This is a genomic window from Aliiglaciecola sp. (assembly GCF_039982535.1).
GTDB lineage: Bacteria > Pseudomonadota > Gammaproteobacteria > Enterobacterales > Alteromonadaceae > Aliiglaciecola.
This window is the reverse complement of sequence record NZ_JBDWYG010000045.1, coordinates 11,794-28,276: the sequence shown is the minus strand read 5'-3', so window position 1 is coordinate 28,276 and position 16,483 is coordinate 11,794. Positions and strand designations below refer to the sequence as shown.

The 16,483-nt window shown below is 42.5% G+C and carries 12 protein-coding genes; 7 read left to right on the top strand and 5 right to left on the bottom strand.

Features of this window, described 5'->3' with window-relative positions:
- Window positions 1-68: 68 nt before the first annotated feature.
- Entirely contained in the window at window positions 69-638 is a 570-nt protein-coding gene (locus tag ABJV04_RS14165) for a PEP-CTERM sorting domain-containing protein (protein WP_348492204.1), read from the top strand.
- A 191-nt stretch (window positions 639-829) separates the two neighbouring features.
- On the opposite strand, the gene ABJV04_RS14160 is transcribed toward ABJV04_RS14165, so the two are convergent.
- The 5 genes from ABJV04_RS14160 to ABJV04_RS14140 all read right to left on the bottom strand — a co-directional run bounded on the left by ABJV04_RS14160 (window position 830) and on the right by ABJV04_RS14140 (window position 8,998).
- The gene (locus ABJV04_RS14160) at window positions 830-1,561 is read right to left on the bottom strand and encodes a MauE/DoxX family redox-associated membrane protein (RefSeq protein WP_348492203.1); all 732 of its coding nucleotides are present in this window, start codon (window positions 1,559-1,561) and stop codon (window positions 830-832) included.
- Between the two features lie 437 nt (window positions 1,562-1,998).
- Window positions 1,999-5,169, bottom strand: coding sequence for an efflux RND transporter permease subunit (locus ABJV04_RS14155; protein ID WP_348492202.1), 3,171 nt, complete (start codon window positions 5,167-5,169; stop codon window positions 1,999-2,001).
- The gene (locus tag ABJV04_RS14150) at window positions 5,162-6,988 is read right to left on the bottom strand and encodes an efflux RND transporter periplasmic adaptor subunit (protein ID WP_348492201.1); all 1,827 of its coding nucleotides are present in this window, start codon (window positions 6,986-6,988) and stop codon (window positions 5,162-5,164) included. Before ABJV04_RS14150 ends, ABJV04_RS14155 begins: the two co-directional genes overlap by 8 nt.
- Window positions 6,985-8,394 (bottom strand): TolC family protein, encoded by a 1,410-nt coding sequence (locus tag ABJV04_RS14145; protein WP_348492200.1) that lies wholly within the window; start codon window positions 8,392-8,394, stop codon window positions 6,985-6,987. The genes ABJV04_RS14150 and ABJV04_RS14145 overlap by 4 nt, the downstream gene beginning before the upstream one ends.
- Window positions 8,395-8,608: 214 nt before the next feature.
- Window positions 8,609-8,998, bottom strand: coding sequence for a hypothetical protein (locus ABJV04_RS14140; protein ID WP_348492199.1), 390 nt, complete (start codon window positions 8,996-8,998; stop codon window positions 8,609-8,611).
- A 419-nt stretch (window positions 8,999-9,417) separates the two neighbouring features.
- Between ABJV04_RS14140 and ABJV04_RS14135 the strand changes: the two genes are divergently transcribed.
- The 6 genes from ABJV04_RS14135 (at window position 9,418) to ABJV04_RS14110 (ending at window position 16,430) form a co-directional block, all read left to right on the top strand.
- Window positions 9,418-10,605 carry an outer membrane beta-barrel protein gene (locus ABJV04_RS14135; protein WP_348492198.1) on the top strand — a complete coding sequence of 396 codons (1,188 nt, stop codon included), beginning with the start codon at window positions 9,418-9,420 and terminating at the stop codon, window positions 10,603-10,605.
- A gap of 32 nt (window positions 10,606-10,637) precedes the next feature.
- Window positions 10,638-11,180, top strand: coding sequence for a polysaccharide biosynthesis/export family protein (locus ABJV04_RS14130; protein ID WP_348492197.1), 543 nt, complete (start codon window positions 10,638-10,640; stop codon window positions 11,178-11,180).
- A gap of 127 nt (window positions 11,181-11,307) precedes the next feature.
- On the top strand, window positions 11,308-13,548 hold the full coding sequence (locus ABJV04_RS14125; protein WP_348492196.1) for a polysaccharide biosynthesis tyrosine autokinase: 2,241 nt from the start codon (window positions 11,308-11,310) through the stop codon (window positions 13,546-13,548).
- Window positions 13,549-13,573: 25 nt separating this feature from the next.
- Window positions 13,574-14,293, top strand: coding sequence for a CpsB/CapC family capsule biosynthesis tyrosine phosphatase (locus ABJV04_RS14120; protein ID WP_348492195.1), 720 nt, complete (start codon window positions 13,574-13,576; stop codon window positions 14,291-14,293).
- The gene (locus ABJV04_RS14115) at window positions 14,290-15,006 is read left to right on the top strand and encodes a hypothetical protein (RefSeq protein ID WP_348492194.1); all 717 of its coding nucleotides are present in this window, start codon (window positions 14,290-14,292) and stop codon (window positions 15,004-15,006) included. The genes ABJV04_RS14120 and ABJV04_RS14115 overlap by 4 nt, the downstream gene beginning before the upstream one ends.
- An 8-nt stretch (window positions 15,007-15,014) precedes the next feature.
- A complete protein-coding gene (locus ABJV04_RS14110) occupies window positions 15,015-16,430 on the top strand; it encodes an O-antigen ligase family protein (RefSeq protein ID WP_348492193.1) in 1,416 nt (471 codons plus the stop codon).
- Window positions 16,431-16,483 lie beyond the last annotated feature (53 nt).

The window sequence follows — 16,483 nt, the reverse complement described above, 5'->3', positions numbered from 1 at the left end:
TCTAAAAATAACAACAAGTGGCACCTGAGAAAGCTTTCCCAGGTGCCTTATTAACTTTAGGAAAGACTATGAAACGTATATTAACTCCAATGCTAACGGCCCTTGTGTTGTTATGCAGTGCATCAGCTTCAGCTTCAATTATTTCACTTCCAACTGACGGTTTAATTTCTGACTCAGTAGTAGGTGATAGCGGCTGGTTAAACGAAGATACCTTTGGTGATGCAATTGACTTCATCACTTTCGATGTAGCCGCGCAATCAACCTTCACTGCTACAACTGACTCATTGATCACTATGGGTTTAAGCTTATACCAAGGCACAATCGGCTATGACTTCGCTATTCCTTTTTCAAATAACAGCGACTTCAGCGATTTCTTCGACAACCTAGTTTTTGTAGACGGTAATAGCCCTTATGTTCCGGGTTTAGGCGGAAGCTTAACTGGCTTAGTATTAGAAGCAGGTTCATACACCCTTGCCGTTGGTGGTAACGAAGGTTTCTTCGATACTTTCACAGACTACGCCTACGACCTAGAGGTTGCTATTGCTGAAGTACAGCAAGTTCCAGAGCCATCAGCACTGTTTTTATTGTTTTTCGGTATCGCTGGTTTGTTAGCAGCTCGCAAACAACAAACAAAATAAACCGCGAAACAATCATCGAATACCAAGGGGCAATCGCCCCTTTTTTGTTTTGTCCACGCAACTCCATGGGCTTCGCTATCCATGGGCTCCGCATTCCATGGCCTAAAGGCCATGCTACAATCCAGACCTGTAGGCGGGGGTTTTAACCCCGCGATTCCATGGGCTTCGCGATCCATGGCCTGAAGGCCATGCTACAGGGTTAACATCCACAAACCGGCGGCGATCATGAATAGGTTTTCAGTTAATGATACCGCGCCCAATGGCACATCACTTTTACCGCCAACACAGGCGCATTTGAGATCACGTTTGTCCATGTAAACGGCTTTGTAAACCGATACGGCCCCGATGCCACCAATGAACAACGATATTGGTGCAATCATTAATGGAGGCAAGTTAGCGACCATCCCAATCCCAACATAGGCCTCTAAAAATGGATACACATAGGCGTAAGGTACAACCCGCATGGCAAGCAAATCATAGGTAATAAATGAATTTGAGAAGCTATATAAATCCCGCAGTTTTTGTACCGCAAGAATCGCCATTGAAAATGCAACGAATAACATTAATGTCTGTATTGAAACAATGGCCATCGCCGAAGAATAAGCCATTGCTATGGCTAAAGGCGCTGCCACAGCAAATATTGCGATAACAGGCGTGTAAGTTTTGCCCTGTTGACCAGGTTTAGACATACCAAAAAATGCCCTTAAATCATCGTATCCACCGATCCTTTCGCCATCAATGAAGGTCTGGGGGGTGGTTTTTACATCGTGAGCATTTTTGAATTCATCGGTTTCCTGACGTGAAGCCAATTTGTGGTCTTCAACTTCGAAACCTTTTCTTTGCAATAGGTCTTTTGATTTCAATCCAAAAGGACAAATATGTTGCGAGCTTTCCATTCGATATAATTTTGCCGTTTTTTTCATCATTCCTCCGATATTCGTTGGTTTTCGTTTGTTGGAGCCACGGCGTTCGCAATCCATGGCCTAAAGGCCATGCTACAAGAACGTTAAACCTAACATTCCATGGCCTGAAGGCCATGCTACAATCCAGACCTGTAGGCGGGTGTTTTAACCCCGCAAATTATGGCCCCGTGGTCCATGGCCTAAAGGCCATGCTACGACCCAGACCTGTAGGCGGGTGCTTTAGCCCCGCAAATTATGGCCCCGTGGTCCATGGCCTAAAGGCCATGTTACAAGAACGTTAAACCTAACATTCCATGGCCTAAAGGCCATGCTACAACCCAGACCTGTAGGCGGGTGTTTTAACCCCGCAAATTATGGCCCGACATTCCATGGCCTGAAGGCCATGCTACAACCCAGACCTGTAGGCGGGTGCTTTAGCCCCGCAAATTATGGCCGTGTTACAATTTTAATTGGTGTTTTCGCCATAAATAGAACACTACTGGCACAACTAACAATGACAATAACAACGCACTTGCCATGCCGCCTACCATGGGGGCGGCGATGCGGCTCATCACTTCTGATCCTGTACCTGTGCCATACATAACTGGCAACAACCCTATCATCACTGTCGCTACCGTCATAATCACCGGTCTCACTCGCTTCCCGGCACCGTCTAAAACCGACTCTATTAAGGCTTGTTTACTAATGCTTGAAGAACTTGCCGATGACTTTTCATCATGGCTGTCTAAACTCTGCTTTGCATCGACCTTAACATGCCTGTCCAATAAGTCTTGGAAGGCTTGGTTTAGGTAAACCAGCATAATTACACCAATTTCCACCGCCACTCCCGCTAAGGCGATAAAGCCCACACCCACGGCCACTGATAGGTTAAAACCTTCAATATATAACAACCAAATTCCGCCGATTAATGCCAATGGCAAGGTGCCCATAATGATCATCACCTCGGTAATATTTCGGAAGTTTAGGTACAGCAACAGCACAATAATCGCCAAGGTTAATGGCACAACATAACTGAGCTTTTCAGTAGCTCGCTGCATGTATTCGTATTGTCCAGCCCATTGCAGACTGTAGCCACTGGGCAAGTCTAGGTTTTGCGCCACCAGCGCTTTGGCATTTTCCACGTAGCTACCCACATCAATGTTTTCAATATCAATGTAGGTCCAACCGTTGATGCGCGCGTTTTCACTCTTAATCCCCGGCGGTCCATCTTCAATATACACATTGGCCACATCCGCAAGTGCTATGCGCTGCCCTTTGGGAGTGACAATAGGAAGCAGTTGCAAGGCCTCTGGGGAGTCTCGATAAGACTGTGGATAACGCACATTCACAGGATATCGCTCTAAACCCTCCACCGTTTGCGTGATATTCCTACCGCCAATGGCGGTGGCGACAACTTGTTGCACATCACCGATATTTAGACCGTAACGGGCTGATTTTTCGCGGTCGATATCTACTTTTATGTAACGTCCACCAGCCACCCTTTCGGCATAAACCGACGCAGTCCCTTCCAGCTTAGACAGCAGCTTTTCTAGATCCTGGCCAATTCGTTGAATAACGTTAATATCTGCTCCAGCAATTTTAATTCCCACAGGGGTTTTAATACCCGTTGCCAGCATATCAATGCGAGTTTGAATGGGCATGACCCAAGCATTGGTTAATCCTGGCAACTGCACCACTTCATCGAGTTCTTTGCGCAAATCCTCGGTGGTTAATCCAGCACGCCACTGGGAACGCGGTTTTAATTGAATTACGGTTTCAATCATGGTCAGAGGGGCCGGATCTGTGGCGGTCTCAGCGCGGCCGATTTTGCCAAACACGCTTTTCACCTCTGGGATAGTGGCAATTAACTTATCAGTTTGTTGCAATACCTCGCGGGCTTTGCCAATGGATAGCCCGGCATAAGTGGTAGGCATATACATTAGGTCCCCTTCATCAAAAGGCGGAATAAATTCACTACCAATTTTGCTCAGTGGATAAAAGCCAACCAAAGCCACCAAAACGGCTGCCACTAAAGTGAGTTTGGGGAATCTTAGAACCAGTTTGAGTGCTGGCGTATAAGCGGCGATCAATAGCCTATTGAGTGGATTTTTGGCTTCACTGAGCACTTTACCCCTTACCAAATACCCCATTAACACCGGAATGAGGGTGACAGCCAACCCCGCCGAAGCGGCCATGGCGTAGGTTTTTGTATAAGCCAAGGGAGCAAACATCCGTCCTTCTTGCGCTTCGAGAATAAACACTGGCAAAAAACTCACAGTGATGATCAACAAGCTGAAAAATAACGGAGGCCCCACTTCAGACGCCGCTTTAGCCACAACTTGCCAACGGTTCTGCTCAGTTAAGGGCGTTTTTTCCATGTGCTTATGCAAGTTCTCCAACATCACAATAGCGCCATCGGTCATGGCTCCTATGGCAATGGCAATTCCTCCCAAAGACATAATGTTGGCGTTAATGCCTTGCCAATACATCACCGCAAAGGCAATCAAAATGCCCATGGGTAAGCTCACCACCGCCACTATTGCAGAGCGCAAATGAAATAAGAATAAGGCGCACACCAGAGCCACGATGATTAACTCTTGAGCTAATTTATTCCATAAATTGTCTACCGCTCGGGTTATCAATTCCGACCTATCGTAAACGGTTACCACTTCAACCCCATCGGGCAAACTGCCTTGCAGACTTTGTAACTTAGCTTTAAGTGCATCAATGGTTTTTTGTGCGTTTTCGCCAAAGCGCATCACAGCAACACCGCCAACCACTTCACCTTGTCCATTTAACTCGGCAATGCCGCGGCGCATTTGCGGGCCCAAACGAATATCGGCCACGTCGCGCAATTGCAACGCCGTGCCTTTGGCATTCAAACCAAGGGGAATAGATTGCAAATCGGCAATTCCGGTTAAGTAGCCTGTGGCCGTGACCATATATTCCGCTTCCGCCATTTCAATTACAGAGGCCCCCACCTCCTGATTGCCTTGGCGGATGGCAGTTTGAATATGGCTAAGAGGAATGTTGTAAGCCCGCAACTTATCGGGGTCAATAGTGACCTGATATTGTTTAACCATGCCGCCGACAGTGGCAATTTCAGCAATTCCCGGCACCGTTTGTAGCTCGAATTTCAAAAACCAATCCTGCAGCGAACGTAACTGGCTAATGTCGTGCTGGCCGCTTTTATCTGTTAGAGCATACATAAACACCCAACCCACACCTGTGGCATCAGGCCCTAGTTGCGGCTTGGCAGACTCAGGTAATCGCGCGGAAACTTGTGACAAATACTCTAAAACTCGGCTTCGCGCCCAATAGAGATCAGTTTTGTCATCAAAAATCACATACACATAAGAGTCACCAAAAAACGAAAAACCACGCACCGTTTGCGCGCCAGGAACAGACAACATGGCCGTTGTGATGGGATAAGTCACTTGATCTTCCACCACCTGAGGTGACTGTCCTGGATAACTGGTTTTAATGATGACCTGCACGTCAGACAAATCGGGAATTGCATCCACTGGCGTGTTTTTCACGCTGTAGACACCCACTCCAACCATCAGCAAGGTGCATAACAGCACCAAAAATCGATTGTTAATGGACCAATGAATAAGCCGCTCAATCATGATGCATTCCCTGAGGCATTTCAGCGTCGTCGCTATCGTTACCGCTATCTTCATCCTGCATTTGCGAATGAACCATCAAATCCGTGATCATAAAATGCCCAGCATGGATGACAAAAGTGAAATGAATTTGCGAACCAACATGAACTTCACTGATATCAACATCCTCAGCCACCATAAAATCTATGGTTGAGCGACCCTTCCGCCACTTATCAAAGTCTTCATTGCTCACTTTTAAATGCCGAGAGTCTGACAAAATAGTCTTAACATCCCCCATTACAGTGAACGACTTCCCCTCAGACTCTAATAGCTTATTCGAGGAGTTTGCATGGCTGTCTTGTTTATTCGCTCCGTGGTGATCCATACCACTGGAATTGCCATGGTTTACATGGGTGTCTTGTTTATTTGCCCCGTGATTAACATGGCTGTCTTGATTATCCATACCCGACATATCATGACTGTCCATGTTGTGATCCATACCACTGGCATTGCCATGATTAACATGGGTGTCTTGTTTATCTGCTTCTTGTATATCTGGAACTGCTGTCATGCGCGAGAAGTCGGAGTTGATACTACTTTCTGAGTCCAGTAGAAACTGCGCCGAGGTAACGATGTTATCGCCCTGTTCTAATCCATCGAGGATTTGTGCCTGTCCATTAACGACTCTGCCCAGTGTGACGGCTACGGATTTGAATTGTCCATCACCTAAGGCCAGCACTACGCGGTTTTGTTCGCGTGTACGGATCACCGCTTCACTTGGAACCCACAAGGTGTTTTCACTAGCTTTGCTGTGGATCACCACTTGGGCGAACATGTTTGGTTTAAGTTTTTGTTGGCTATTGCTAAACCTAAGTCGCGCGCGCAGGGTACGCGTTTGTGCGTTCAAGGTAGGATAAATGTAGTCCACGACTCCTTGCCAGCTTTCACCAGGAAGATAGTCCAAACTCATGGTAACAGGCAGACCCACTTCCACTTGAGGCGAGAGCCGCTCAAATACCTCGGTTTCCACCCATACATCGTCAAGTGACGCTATGGACATTAGCGTGCGCTCTGGATTGACAAAAAAACCTTCGCGGATATTTAAGTTATCCACCACTCCTGCTTGGGGTGACCGAAACTCCACGGTTTGTAGTACTTTTTGTGTTCGCTTTAAAGTTTCAACCGCTTGTTCAGGCATTTGCAAAGCCACTAAACGTGCTAATGCAGCGTTGATTAAAACCTTGTTCCCTCGATTTACCGCTAAAAGGTATTCTTCTTGGGCATTGACTAACTCTGGAGAATAAAGAGCGTATAAAGGCTGGTCTTTTTCCACCGGCTCACCCGAGGCGGTAACATAAAGTTTGTCTACCCAACCTTGAGCACGGGCATGAATATGCACCAGCGCATCTTCGTTATAACCAACGTAACCAACCGTGTGAATTGGCACATGCATGTGGGCTCTAGAGACTTTTGCAGTGCGCACCCCCAAATTATTGACAATATTTGGGGCGATATAAACCGTTCCTGGGCTATCTTTGTTTGCGCCATCATTAGTGTGGCTTGCACCGTCATTAGCATAAACAGGTACTAAATCCATGCCCATGGGCGATTTACCTGGTTGGTCGCGCTTAAAGTTTGGGTCCATGGGGGCTACCCAATAAAGAGGGTCATCTTGATTAGATTGATTCGCTGCTGAAGAACTCGCTTGGGGGTGCCCATGCAGATTAACTGCGTTGAAATACAAGCTGGTTGCAGCTGTTCCCGCGAATAAACCAGCAATCAGCCAAAACACAGGTTTTCGTTTTGTATTGTTATTTGCAGGTTGATTATTACCTTGACTCATTGTTGTTCTCCTAATGCCAGTTTAGAACGCTGGCCATCACTAAGGTCTGCCTGCACGAAGAAATATTGTAAGTGAGCATTTACTTTTTGCTGTTTAGTTACAATTGAAACTCGTTCTAAACGACTATTTAATTCGCTAATTTTGGCGCGCATCACTTCCTCAAAATCACCTCTATTAGAGGTGTAAGCGGTAAGTTCTGCCTCAGCTTGCTCGTGCATTTTGGGTAAAATAGAGGTGTCGTAATTAGCCAGTCTGTCTTCAAGACGCAAGCGCTGGCTCATCAACACGTCAAGTTGTGACAACATGTTGCGCAGCAACAATCGTTTTTCTGTTTTCAGGGATTCGGCTTGATACTTTGCTGCCTGAACAGATTGGTCTTGGCGTTGATGATTGAACAATGGCAAGTTCACTGACACGCCAATAGAAAAGAAATCTGCACGACTTTGCCCAGCCTGATCGTCGGCGCGCATGGCATAACTGGCATTCACTCCCCACTGAGGTTGATACTTTTGTTGTTCAAGCTTAACACCAACCTGCCCAGCCAAAATGGTTTGATGTAACGCCATTACCGCAGGATGTTTGGCAAGTAGCTGTCCAAAACGTTGCCGATCAAAGGGCTCAGATACAAATTCTGTCATCGCCGGAAACATGGCTGTCTGTGCTTGGTTGGTCTGTGCTTGATTGCCGCTTGTCTGGTTGAGTACAAAATCGAAAGCACTCAGATTGTTCTGGTCAAAATGTTCATTTGCTATCCATTGTGACAAGGCTGCCATGGCTGTCTCTTTATCACTGTGCAATTGGGTTAAGCGGTCTTCTAGTCGTGCAAGTTCAAGGTTTGCTCGCACTACATCTTCTTGACGAGTACGCCGCTGCCCTGAGGCATATTGCGATGCAACAGTCTGCGCCAGTTGCTCGAATAACGGACTTTCCTGCTGCAACAATTGAATTTTTTGTTGAGCGGCATAACCGTCGAGCCATAGCTGAGAGACAGTAACTGCAATTTGTGCACGGCGATCTTGGGCCAGATACGGATGTTTAGCAGCAAGTTGCTCAAGTTGGCGTTTACGAATAGCAAGACTTTCGCCCCGTGGGAATTGTTGGGCAATACCCACCTTAAGCTGAGTCATGGCCTCTTGGTCGAATGCAAACCCGTTGGTTGGCAGATTAAGCAAGCCCATGGATAAAACCGGATCGGGTAAAGTATCAGCCGCGATACTTTGTGACGACAAAGCCCGCCCCTGCAATTGATTACTCTTTTGCCAAGGATCATTGTCGATGGCCAATTGCACCGCGTCTTGTAAGGTTAATTGCCGCTTGGTCACATCAACGTTTGCCTGGGCCGCAGACAGCAGAAACGCAAACACACCTGCGAAGAAAATAAGGGTTAAATAGTTAAGCTTAAACATGTCAAAACTCTATTAGTAAAATAATTCCAAAAAAACAATGGGCGATTGATTTAGCCCGCACAAACAATTGATACATCCCGAATGTAGGCGGGTGCTTTAGCCCCGCGAGATTGATTGATCTCTTCATGCCTATCTCCATGGCCTAAAGGCCATGCTACGAGGCATATGGTAAATCACGTGTGCCGGAAAAAAGGCGGATCTATTTTGGGAGGTTTTAACTAATCGGGGGTTTGATTAAATTGGATGTGTGGGCGTCGAGGGCGTTGTATTGCTCGGCGATAACATCGGTATGGTTGATCATTGAATCAGGAAATGGATTGGCCACAAACAACGCTGCTGAAAAGGCAGTGCCGTGTTCGCAATCACAGGTTTTGTTGCAGCAGTCTTGCATTGAATGCATGCTCGAATGCGTGTCCAAATCCATATTGTGATGGGGCTTCTCAACATGTGAATTATGCTGTTGCGCCATAACAGGGGCAGAATTCAGTGTGCTTTGGCCCATTTCAGGCATATTTTCCATATCACAGGCGATCGCCAACGCAGAAACCCCTTGGCTTAATAGCAAGGTAGTTATCATTATCGCTGTAATTAGCCGTTTAAACATGAAAAACCTAAATGAAGCACGTCAAATATAGACTGCATTAAAAATATCGAACAGCTTCAAGTTTATCACACAAACACACAACTCCGCATGTAGATAATGCCAACTGAAAAAAGAACACCTTTGGTGCGAAATGTGCATTACCTTTGGGCATTAGTTTGTAAGAACATAAGCAAGCTAAAATTAACGGGTGTAGTCGTTCGTTAAAATTAGTAAAACCTGTTGAACCGAATGAGCAATAAAATAGATGCCGTCACAAAAATTTAATTACCAATTAATCTATATTTTTGCGTCGATATTTGCTATTTTCCACGGCGATTATGCGTTAATCAACTCGCTTAGTTGTGGTAATGCAGGAGTTCTCTCGAAAAGCAGGCTATTAGCCACTTGAGAGAAAGGCCGGAGTTTATGGAAAGAGCTGTATGATTAACTTTAACAATATGATTTCTGGTTCACAGAAATCCCTCCCCAAGCTTATTTTAATGCTTATTGTTTCGGCGTGTTTCAATTCCGCCTATGCGCAACAGCATGAAGGTTTTTCAGCGGTCATTGGCGCTAATATTGGCCATGATGACAACATTTTTCGTAGCTCAGAAGAACTATCCGATCAGTTTTTGCAACTTGCCCCTGCACTAAAATTAACCGAACTTTATGAATCCCTGCAACTTGATGCACTATATAAGGGCAACTATCGTCAACATAATGATTTGCGTGATTTAAACTTCGCAGAACATGAAGCATCCTTAAAAGGTCAGTATAAACATACGTCTAAATTCACCTCTGAATTGACACTTGGTTATTCAGACAAAATTGAAGAACCTGGCACAAACAATGCTGCAACCAGCGTGTTAGACGAATTTACGGAGATATCGTCTTCTTCCCTAAAAGCCGCAGGAACCTATGGAACTAACAATAGCATTGGTCAGATACGGATAGCTTATGGATTAGATAAACGCAGATACGATAACAATGGTCAAACATTCCGTGATTACGATTCAAATCGAATTACAGGAACATTTTACTATCGATTAGCCCCCAAAACTCGATTATTAATTGAAGCAAGCATGGACGAATTGAGTTACAAAAATACTGAATTTTTTAATGCTTCAGCTAATCAAAATCGTTATTTAATGGGTGTAGAGTGGACAGCTACGGCTAAAACTACTGGAATATTCAAAGTGGGTTACCAAGATGTCGATTATGATAATGCTCTGCTAAATGATATTTCTGGTCTGGCTTTTTATTTAGATATGGTTTGGAAACCTAACTCCTATTCAACGATAAAAGTAGGGGCTGACCGCTCAACCCGAGAAAGCGCGGTACAAGGCCTACCTAGCTTTATAAGTGAAACCTATTCCATAGGGCTAGACCACAAATTTAGTGCCAAAAGTAAAATAGGTTTTGACTACAACTATCGTCAGGACGATTTCGGTAGCTCAGAAGATCGCAGTGATAATTTAAGTGCATTATCAACTAAATACACTTTTGCATTAAAGCGTAGTCTGGAAGTGTATTTCGATTACACCCTTAAAAAACGCAGTTCGAATTTAGAACTTTTTGATTATGACTCAAATATATTTACGTTAGGTATTGACTGGTTAATCGATTAGTCAATTTGCAGATTTTGAAAAGGAACTATTAAGTGAAAAAACGTATTCTTTTGTTCATTAGCATTATATGTGCAGGTTTGAGTGTGAATGCATTTGCACAAAGTGATGACAGTGATAGCACATATCGCTTATCCACCGGCGATGCCATTTCGGTCACTGTGTTTGACGAACCCGAGTTGGGACTAAAAGAAGCACAGATCACTGACGAAGGGACTATTTCGGTTCCCCTTTTGGGCCAAGTAGAAGTGCAAGGCAAAACCGTACCTGAAGTAGAGGCCTTGCTAACTAAGTTATTTGGTGATGACTACCTTAAAAAACCCAGTGTGTCTGTGAGTATTGCCGAATACCGTCCGTTTTATATTAATGGCGAAGTGAAAAGACCTGGCAGTTACCCCTTTAGAACCAAAATGACAGTGCAGATTGCCGTTACCATTGCGGGTGGGTTTACTGAACGTGCTTCTAAAAGCAACATCTATTTGCTAAATGAAGCACAACATAGTGAACGCAAAAAAGTAGACTTAAATGCCCCTGTTACACCAGGCGACGTAATAACCGTGGAAGAAAGCTTTTTCTAAAAGCCTATTTTAAGTATTGACTTAAACGCCGATACACACGAATTTGCACTAAGAGTTTAAAAAATCAGTAAAAAGATAGATAGCGCTTTACTTAGACTTAGCGTAATACAAATGGAACAGTGAAAACATGACATCACAACAAGGCTTGAACCCCGCTATAACCGACGACAATGCTGAAGATACGTTGGATTTAAGCCAATATTGGCGCACCATTAAACGAGCCAAATGGTTAATTGCCGCAGTCACTTTGGTTTGCCTATTAATTGGCGGTTATATTGCTGCTACGGCAACGCCAATTTATCAAGCCAGTTCAAAAATATTAGCCGACCCCCAGCAACCTAATGCAGCAAGAGAAGAGCAATATATTGCCTCAGCCTTGGTATTTTTATTCTATGAAACTCAATATGAAATATTACAATCTCGCGCCATTGCAGAAACTGTTGTTGATAAACTTGGCTTAGTAGACAGGTATAAAAAAGAGCAACGGGCAAATCACGGTAAAAAAGACAGCGGTCTATCAGCTACTCTTACTGAGATAAAACAAGAAATCGCCGCACTTTTTGGCAAAAATAACATTAATACAGTTAATAAAAAACGATCTGACCACGACATCAAAGTAATGTTAGCATCGAAAATTCAAGGTGGCTTAAGCGTTAGTGGCGGTAAACAAAGTCAGATTATTAATATTAGTTATCAGTCAGATGATCCCCAGTTAGCTACCGACATCATCAATGCGTTAGGTGAAGCCTACATTCAGTTTGGGTTAGAATCTCGCTTAGGCGATGTAAAAAATACTGAAAAGTGGTTATCGGAACAATCGTCAGAGCTAAAAGCACAGTTAACAGCCTCTGAAAATAAGCTTCGTGATTTTAGAATGCAGCAAGGCATTGTCGATACGTCATTGCAACAACAAGATGCTAATTCTCGTTTGCAGTCTTTGAATAATCAATTGATAAGAGCACAAACTGAACTCAGTACAGCTGAAGAGTTATACGGCCAAGTTAAAAATGTCCCTGCTAACTCTAGTGCTTTTTATTCCTTAGGGTCCGTATTACAGAACAAAACCGCCAGTGACTTAGTGAAAGAAGAAACCCGATTAAAAAGTAAAGTAGACGAGCTATTCGAGCGTTATAAAGAAAAACACCCTAAAATGATTTCTGCTCGCACTGAATTAAAGAGCGTACAAGATAGTTTGTCTCGAGAAATAGCAAAAATTGTTGATCGCATTGAAAGTGATTATCGATTAGCAAGCCAGCAAGTAAATAACATTCAGCGTTTACTGACCAACGAAAAAGACGAGATACAATCATTACAAGGGTCAAACTTTACCCTTACTTCCTTGGAACGTGAGGTAGAAAACAACCGTCGTATCTATGAATCCTTTATTAATCGTTTAATGGAAACCAATATTCGCGGTGACTTTAACGCCTCTAACGTACAAGTAATAGATACAGCGACGGTTCCGAGCTCGCCAATCAAACCTAATGTGAAATTAATTATAGCCTTGTCGATATTTATGGGCTTATTTTTTGGGGTGGTATTGGCCTTTGTTAAAGAGGCGCTACACAATACCTATCGCACACCAGATGCATTGGAAGAAAACTTAAATATTCCAGCCCTGGGTATTACCATGGCTCTGAAGAAAAAAGACACTCACACTATTCCAGAAATGGAATATGCCGAAGATACTCGTTCGGTTTTTGCTGAAAGTATCAACAGTATACGTACTGGGCTACAATTTTCGAACATTGATAACCCACCAAAAACCCTATTGGTTACCTCGGCTACCGGCTCTGAAGGTAAATCGACCTTAGCCATGAACTTAGCGGCAGCTTACAGTCAAATTGGTAAAACCTTGTTGCTTGAAGTCGATTTACGTAAGCCAAGTATTGCCAAAAACCTTAAGATTCAATCTCGCCAAGGATTAACGGATCTTTTAGCAGGTACAGTAAACTTCGCCGATTGCATTGTGAACCCTACCGACAATAAAGAGTTTAATGTAATACCCTGTGGTACTGTTCCCCACAACCCCATTGAGCTATTGTCGTCAGAAAAGTTTGCTAAAGCCTTACAGTCGTTAAAAACCCACTTCGATCATATTATATTAGATGGCCCACCAACGTTGCCGGTAAGTGATGCCTGTATTGTAGGTACGAAGGTTGATGGCGTGATAGTGGCTGTGCGTGCAGAAGAGACTAAAATTAAAGTATCTAAAGAAGCGGTAAAACGCCTGCAAAAACTCCATGCTAATGTAATAGGCGCGGTATTAACGGTAGCCGAACCGCAAAAGATGAGTTATTACGGTGATCATTATTATTCTGGCGAATACTACGGTACTGTGGTTCAGCCTGAAAACGTGAAAAGCTAATCGAAATAGGTATTAACAGACACTGATGATAGATATTCACAGCCATATTTTACCAGGAGTAGATGACGGAGCAAAAACTCTGGCAGAAGCGCTGGAAATGTTAAAAATGGCTGTGGATCAGGGAGTGAAAACACAGGTGCTCACTCCACACATTCACTATGGTCGTTACGAGAATACCAAAGCTGATTTAATTAATCGATTTGCGCTATTTAAGCAGCAAGTGGCAGACGCCAATATAAACATTGAGCTACGCTTAGGAGCAGAGATTCGCATTGGTACTGAACTTATGCAATTAGCGCAGCAAGATCAAATTCCTTGGCTCGGAACATACCTAGGCAAGAAAACATTCTTGTTAGAATTCCCTCGAATCGATGTACCCCACGGAAGTGACAACCTAGTGCGCTGGCTACTGCAAAAAGACATTATTCCGCTTATTGTGCACCCTGAACGGAATAAAACCTTTTTGAACCACCCTCACAAATTACAAACATTTACCGATATGGGTTGCCCACTGCAAATTACCGCCAGCAGTTTAACAGGTAAGTTTGGGGATGAAGCACAGCAGATGGCTATAAACTTGTTAGAAAAAAACAAAGTTTTTGCTATCGCTTCTGATTGCCATAATTTAAAAGGGCGAGCACCGGATTTGAAGTATGGTATTGATACAGCGAGATCTCTCACTGGAGATGAAAGTGCTAATGTATTCTGCAGTTTAGACAAACTGACGTTAATCGATTTATTATGAGCGCTAATAGAATTAAATTAGTTCTTATTTGCTTAGCTCTAATTTTAAGTTGTATGTTTGCATTTCATTCGCTTAAGCACTTAATTGCCAGCGCACTCATCATCAAACCCCAGTTAGACATTGAGGCGACGAAAGTCGAGTTAGAAAAATCAACAGAAACAGAAATTTCAACTATTATTAGAAGGTTGAATACATCTTTCAAGCTAGGTAAAAAGCGCTCTGAGATATATTTTTTTTTAGCACAAGCCTATGATTTACTTGATCAAAAAAAGCAATCAATTGCAAATGACAGTAGCCACCTAGTTATCATTCAGAACTACCATAAAGCTATTTTGGTCCAACCTTCTTGGGAATTACCCTGGATTTACCTAGCAAAATACCACTTTCGGAGAAATGAAACAAAAGATGCAATTGTTTACCTACAACATGCTTTATCTATTGGCCGATATGAAAATCAGGTTCAGAAGTTAAGCTTGCCACTAGTATTCGAATATTGGTCGCATTTAGATTTTGAAAGCAAAGATCACGCAAAAAATATGCTTATTCATATATTCAAATTCAAAAGAAATCAAAATTTCGCCTTTAATCTTCTTAAGAATTATAATGATCCAACGTTGCTAGATTTCATAGAACCTTTACTTACCCGAAAAAAACATTTAATTCAGTTCAAAAAACATAAACAGGCAGTTCTTCCGCCTTCACTTTCAGAATGAAATTATTAATGGTTCATGCATCACAACGACATCAAGATAGTAAAGTTTTATTATTTTTGATGGGTATTCTGATTTTACTACCCTGGTTTAGAGGTGGTGAAATACAATGGCAGTATTCCTTTTTTCAAGTTTGTATATACCTAACGTTATGCATTGCAATTTTCAAGAGAAGAAGTAGTAACTTTCAAGAATTATCATCTATAAAATTTTCACTTACAGTTTGGAGCTTATATTTGCTTTGTACTGTTATTCAAACTATCCCTTTACCAATTGGAGTAGTTAATTTTATTAATCCTAGTATCGTTGATTGGTATCAAGGTACATATAATATAATTAATAGACAGACATTAGATTACGCTCCTTTGACTTTGTCACAAGATGCAACTCAGTATGAAAGTTTAAAACAAACGAGTTATTTCGCTCTATTTATTAGCTTTTTATTGGCTATTCGAACAAAAAAACAAGCAAAGACGGTTTTAACTGTAATTATGGTTACAACTACCCTGGCTTCTTTATATGCTTTGGCTAATTACCTAACCAAAGGAAGCATTCTTTATTTAAAGCCTCTTCCCCCTTGGAATGGGTCTAATCACACAACAATTACGGGACCATTAAGTTATAAAAATCATTTTGCAGCATTGTTAATACTGACTATTCCTTTAGCATTAGGACTTTTAACAACATATAAAACTAGTAAGCTCTCACACCATCCCTTAGGTTTTTTACTATCTGGTAGGGCGTTTTTTTTACTCGTTGGTGTTTTCTTATTTTTCGTATTAATTTTCAATACTTCAAGAGGTGGATTACTAGCTTTAGTAGTTAGTCTACTGCTTTCATTTGCGTTATTTAAACCAAAAAAAATTTTAAAAACGTTCCACTTTAAAAGTTGGTTAAAAACATCTGTTGCAGTAATAGCTATGGTTTTAATCATTTTACTTTCTGGACTAAGCGACAGATTAATTAATAGGTTAGAATCGTACGGGCAAAACGGTCGTGATATACAAAGGCAAACAGCATTAACCATTCTCTCAGACTTTCCTGCTACGGGCTCGGGTGCAGGAACTTTTCCAATCATTCAAAATAGCTATAAATCTGAGTTTTTATCTGGCAATAAAATGTGGCAGCATGTCCACAATGATTATTTGGAACTACTAAGCAACCAAGGAATATTAGGTTTTATATTGATGGGCTTAACCATAGCCTTTCTAATCTTTAAATTGTATTCCAGCATAAAACTAAATGAGCGCTCAACTAAATGGCTGCAAATTAGTTGCTTTACATCCTGTAACGCCTTTCTCATTCACTCGTTAATCGACTTCAATTTTCAATTACCAGTCTTGGCTGCTTATTTCGTAACTATCTTAGCTGTTGGTCTCAAAATTCCAACTTTGCGAAAAGCTAAACGGATTTTAACAAGTGAATAGTACAACTACGAAAGTTTCTAAAAATACTAATGAGGCTTATTTAAAATGGTTGG